This window comes from Duganella sp. sic0402, from assembly GCF_019219065.1.
Taxonomy (GTDB): domain Bacteria; phylum Pseudomonadota; class Gammaproteobacteria; order Burkholderiales; family Burkholderiaceae_D; genus Rugamonas.
This window is the reverse complement of sequence record NZ_JAHUWK010000024.1, coordinates 1-4902: the sequence shown is the minus strand read 5'-3', so window position 1 is coordinate 4902 and position 4902 is coordinate 1. Positions and strand designations below refer to the sequence as shown.

At 58.9% G+C, this 4902-nt stretch carries 3 protein-coding genes and 3 rRNA genes; 4 read left to right on the top strand and 2 right to left on the bottom strand.

The features are described 5' to 3' along the window. The 3 genes from KW842_RS27095 to KW842_RS27085 form a co-directional block, all read left to right on the top strand. A 23S ribosomal RNA gene (locus tag KW842_RS27095) occupies positions 1-119 on the top strand; the annotation flags it as partial. Positions 120-286: 167 nt separating this feature from the next. Next, positions 287-399, top strand: a 5S ribosomal RNA gene (gene rrf / locus KW842_RS27090). Positions 400-505: 106 nt separating this feature from the next. Continuing rightward, positions 506-1885: a DUF4214 domain-containing protein gene (locus tag KW842_RS27085; RefSeq protein ID WP_218307297.1), complete on the top strand. Its 1380-nt coding sequence runs from the start codon at positions 506-508 to the stop codon at positions 1883-1885. A 4-nt stretch (positions 1886-1889) separates the two neighbouring features. Here KW842_RS27085 and KW842_RS27080 read toward each other — a convergent pair whose 3' ends face one another. Further along, positions 1890-3101 carry a sensor histidine kinase gene (locus tag KW842_RS27080; protein WP_218307295.1) on the bottom strand — a complete coding sequence of 404 codons (1212 nt, stop codon included), beginning with the start codon at positions 3099-3101 and terminating at the stop codon, positions 1890-1892. Positions 3102-3146: 45 nt separating this feature from the next. Continuing rightward, the gene (locus tag KW842_RS27075; protein ID WP_218307293.1) at positions 3147-4511 is read right to left on the bottom strand and encodes a sodium-dependent transporter; all 1365 of its coding nucleotides are present in this window, start codon (positions 4509-4511) and stop codon (positions 3147-3149) included. A 291-nt stretch (positions 4512-4802) separates the two neighbouring features. Here KW842_RS27075 and KW842_RS27070 point away from each other — a divergent pair. Further along, a 16S ribosomal RNA gene (locus KW842_RS27070) occupies positions 4803-4902 on the top strand; the annotation flags it as partial.

Genomic DNA, 4902 nt, shown 5'->3' with positions numbered 1-4902 from the left:
TTCCCAGAGCCTTGAGCTCTTTGAAGGGTCGTTCGAGACCAGGACGTTGATAGGTCAGGTGTGGAAGTGCAGTAATGCATTAAGCTAACTGATACTAATTGCCCGTACGGCTTGTCCCTATAACCTTAGCAGGTTATAGATGAATAAGAAGTACGTTGAAACGTTCGTTGATATCACTTCATTACCTAAAACAATTACTGCATAAACGATATAAATCGTTTATAATACTGTCTTCCAGATTTCATGGCTTCACGGAGAAAGACGTGAATGCTAGTACAAGTTAAAGCTTGATGACCATAGTAAGTCGGTCCCACCCCTTCCCATCCCGAACAGGACCGTGAAACGACTCTACGCCGATGATAGTGCTGCAACCAGTGTGAAAGTAGGTTATCGTCAAGCTAGTTATTCAAAGAAAAAAGCCCGCTCAGCATCCTGTGCGGGCTTTTTTTATTTCCGCCTAGTTACAAAAAAGGTATGATTAGCTTCTTTTTAAGTGAGGAAGCGAATGAAAAAGACCCTGGCGTCATCTCTTACCCTGGCTGTGCTGCTTGCCGCGTGCGGCGGTTCCGATACCACATCCAATACACCCAAGAGCGCCGCCATGGGCGCGCGCTCCGTGCAAGGCGCCTCGGCGGCACCCGAGCAATACACCGAGCTGGTGCAAAGCATGTACCTGGGCTTCTTTGGCCGCCCGGCCGATGCGCCTGGTTTGCCGTTCTGGCGCAAGAATTTCAGCAATGCCAGCCTGCCGCTGACCACGCTTGAGCTGAGCCTGAACTACACCGGCAATGCCGACATCCGCCGCATCGTCGATGCCTTTGCCGATAGCACCGAATCGCAGGACCTCTATACCGGCAACAATAACTCCTTCGTCAACGCGGTTTACCTGAATGCCTTCAACCGCAACGCGGAAGCGGCTGGACGCGAGTTCTGGGCCGGTTTTATTGATCGCAAGGAGCTGACCCGCGCGCAGGTGCTGCTGCGCATATTGCAGGGCGCGCAAAACAGCGACGCAGCCGTGCTGGGCAAGAAACTGCAAGCTGCGCTCTACTTCACCGCCGCACTCGACCAGGAACAGGAAATCGTCGCCTATGACGGCCGCTCGGCCAACCAGGGCGCGCGCGATCTGTTGGCGACGATTACCGACAGCACTGACATGGCCGCTTTCCAGAAGCAGATCGATGACTTCATCGTCGCGCTGGGCGGTGGCGCCGAGCAGTTGGTGGTGAAGCGCTACGCTGGCTTCCATTATTTGCAGGACATGAGTAACGCGCCGGCTTACCCCGCCTATTCCAGCTACGTCAGCTTTGGCGTCGCGCCCCCAGGGGCCAATGGCAAGACCGTGTATGGGGAAATTCCGCAGACGGTGACCTGGACGCGCGACCCGAACACGCGCGCACCGGTGTATTCAGCGCCGGTGTTGTCCAATGCCGGCCTGCCTGCCGGCAGCGTCACGCCGGAGGTCGCCATGCTGTGCACGGCGGTGGCCACGCCGAACGGCGATGTCACCAAATCCACCGATGTGCTGGTGGCGCGTTCGGCGCGCCAGCTGAGCAACGCCAGCCAGCTGGCCGGACAGACGCTCAGCATCTACCGTGAGAACTGCGCGACCGGCGGCAGCAATGTCACCCGCTTCAGTTTTGACGCCAGCGGCAATGGCAGCTTCCCGAGCAGCAGCGGCCTGCTGACTTTCGATGCCGCCGCGGTCACCAGCGTCCTCAATGGCCAGGTGCTGCCTGACCTGTCGACCGGCAAGTGGCTGTCCTTCACTGCCTATAGCTATGTGCGCGCGGATGACAGCACCGGCTACTTCGTGGTGCAGCACCTCGGCAATCGCAAGAGCGGCGTCAGCGACGGCGTGCTGGCGATCTGGTCGCAGGAGTAAGCTTCTACCTGAGCGGCGCCGACATCGGCAAGGTCAGCGTGAAGCGGGTGCCGCCACCCACTTCGCTGCTGACGTCGATGCGGCCGCCGAGAATTTCGCTGACGATGTTGTGCACGATATTCAGGCCCAGGCCGGAGCCGCCGACCCCCATCTTGGTGGTAAAGAACGGATCGAAGATGCGCTGCAGATCGCCGCGCGGAATACCGACGCCGTGGTCTTCCACGCTCAGTCTCACCCAGCCCTGCGCCGACAATTGTGCGGCGACCGCAATCACGCCTTCGCTACGGCCCTCATAGCCGTGCAGGATGGCGTTGTTGATCAGGTTGGTCACCACCTGGCCCAGCGGACCCGGATAACTCTCCATCATCAAGTCCGCCGGCACCTGCTGCTGGATAAGGAACGGCGTGCGCTTGATGGTCGGCTGCAAGGTCAGCAGATTGCCGGCGATGACTTCCGCCAGCAGAAAGCTGCGCCGCTGTGAACTGGTCTGGTCCACCGCCACCTGCTTGAAGTTGGTGACGATGTCGGCCGCGCGATGCAGATTGCGGCTGAGGATGTCGACCGACAGCCGCGCGTTCTCGATGTAGTGGGCGAACTCCTTGCGGGTGACGCCGCCCGCGCCAGTCAGGTGGCGGTGTATCTCGTCGGTCTGCATCTCGAAGGTGGTGGAGGCCATCAGGCTGTTGCCGATCGGCGTGTTCAGCTCGTGCGCAATGCCGGCCACCAGTGCGCCCAGTCCCGCCAGCTTCTCGTTGCGCACCAGGTCTTCGCGCGCCCGCGCCAGCATGGCGATCATGTCCTGCAATTCGCGGTTGGCGCGGCGCAGCGCCAGGTGGGTGTTGATGCGCGCCAGTACTTCTTCGATCTGGAAAGGCTTGGTGATGTAGTCGACACCACCGGCGTCGAAGCCGGTGACTTTCTGTTTGGGATCGGTCAGGCCGGTCATGAAGATCACCGGCACGTCCTTGGTGTTCTTGCCGGCCTTGAGGCGCCGGCAGGTTTCAAAGCCGTCGATATCGGGCATGACCACGTCCAGCAGGATCAGATCCGGTTCGGCGAACTCGGCGCGCATCAGGCCTTCGGCCGCCGTCTGCGCCAGCACGATCAGGAAGCCATGCCGTTCCAGCCGGTCCAGCAGCGCCGACAGGTACGACGGCGAGTCGTCGACGATGAGTATCGTCGGCATCGGCACCACGGGGACCTCGCTCTGGTTCATCGCGCACCCTGATATTTACACGGTGCGGCCAGTATATAACGGGCTCTAGAACAAGCCGAGGCCTTTCAGCATCACCACCAGGATCAGCAGCGGCGACACATAGCGCAGCAGGAAAAACACCACGCCTGTCACTGTGGCGTTATGCAGCGCGCCCTGGTTGGACAGCGCGCGCTGGAAGTTGTCACGGCCCCACACCCAGCCCACAAACAAGGCTAGCGAAATGCCACCCAGCGGCAGCAGCACGTTGGAAGATGCGAAGTCGAACAGGTCGAACATATTCATGCCGAATAGCTTGAAGTTGGCCAGTACGCTATTGGTCAGCGCGCAGCTGGAACCCAGCACCATCAGGATGGCGATGGTCAGCACGGTGGCCTTGGCGCGGCTCATGCCGAAGCGTTCGTGCAGGATCACCACCGGCACCTCCATCATCGACAGCATGGCGCCGGTGGCGGCCACCGAAGCCAGCGCGAAGAAGGCGATCATCAGCAGCTGGCCGCCGGGGATTTGCGAGAATACCGCCGGAATCGTGATGAACACCAGCGATGGCCCGGCCGATGGCTCAAAGCCGAAGCTGAACACCGCCGGAAAGATGGCAATGCCGGCCAGCATGGAGACAAACAGGTCGGCCAGCATTACGCGCATGGTGGTGGAAGGGATGTTCTGGTCGTCGCGGAAGTAGGAGCCATAGGTCATCATGGTGCCCATGCCCAGCGACAGTTTGAAGAAGGCCAGGCCCATCGCGGTCAGAATCACGCCCGCAGTGATCTTGCTGAAGTCTGGCTTGAACAGGAAGGTGATGGCTTCCGCCACCTTGGGCAGCGTCAGGCTGGCCGCGCACAGCAGCAGCAATAGCAGGAACAGCGCCGGCATCAGTTTCTTGGTGATGCCTTCGATGCCCTTGGTGACGCCCATCAGCAGGATGCCGCCGATCAGCACCAGCACGCCCCATTGCCACAGCAGCGACTGCAGCGGATCGCTGATCAGTGCGCCGAAGGCTGCTTCAGTCACATGACGGTCGCTGCTGAGGATGCTGCCGCCGATGGCTTTGAACACATAGGCAAACACCCAGGCCACCACTTCCGAATAGAAGGACAGGATCAGGAAGGCGGCCAGCATGCCGGCCGCGCCGACCAGCCACCATGGCAGGCTTTTTTTTGGCGCCAGGCTTTGCAGCGTGGTGATGGGATTAGCCTTGGCGGCGCGGCCCATGGTGATTTCCGCGATCATGACCGGTAAGCCGATCAGCAATGTGGCCAGCAGATACACCAGCAGAAAACCGGCGCCGCCGTTGGCGCCGGTGAGGGAAGGGAACTTCCAGATATTACCGAGACCAACTGCGGAGCCCAGTGTGGCGGCCAATACGCCGAAGCTGGAACTGAAGCCGCTGCGGCCTGTCATCTTATTATTCATAGCATTTTGCCGAGGTTTTTGAGGACGAGATTGTAGCAGTTGAAAAAAGAGGGTTGACGAGATGAAAGCCACACGGCATAATCTTGTCTCTTCGCTGACGAACAAAACGATTCGCAGCAAGTAGTACCAGATCTTTAAAAATTCACAGTCGATAAATGTGGGCGTTTGATGCTGCAACAAAAAGCATTAAATGCTCAACAAAGAAATATTCAGTAGAAATACTGTCAGTATTTTTGAGAAGAGCGAACCAGCCGGTTTGGTGTCAAAGCCAGGTCGGCAAAAACAGAGATTAAACTAAAGAGTTTGATCCTGGCTCAGATTGAACGCTGGCGGCATGCCTTACACATGCAAGTCGAACGGCAGCACGGAGCTTGCTCTGGTGGCGAGTGGC

What these genes read in the sequence shown, in the direction of transcription:
- KW842_RS27085 (WP_218307297.1), top strand. Translation starts at nt 506, where the DNA reads ATGAAAAAGACCCTGGCGTCATCTCTTACCCTGGCTGTGCTGCTTGCC.
- KW842_RS27080 (WP_218307295.1), bottom strand. Translation starts at nt 3,101, where the DNA reads ATGAACCAGAGCGAGGTCCCCGTGGTGCCGATGCCGACGATACTCATC.
- KW842_RS27075 (WP_218307293.1), bottom strand. Translation starts at nt 4,511, where the DNA reads ATGAATAATAAGATGACAGGCCGCAGCGGCTTCAGTTCCAGCTTCGGC.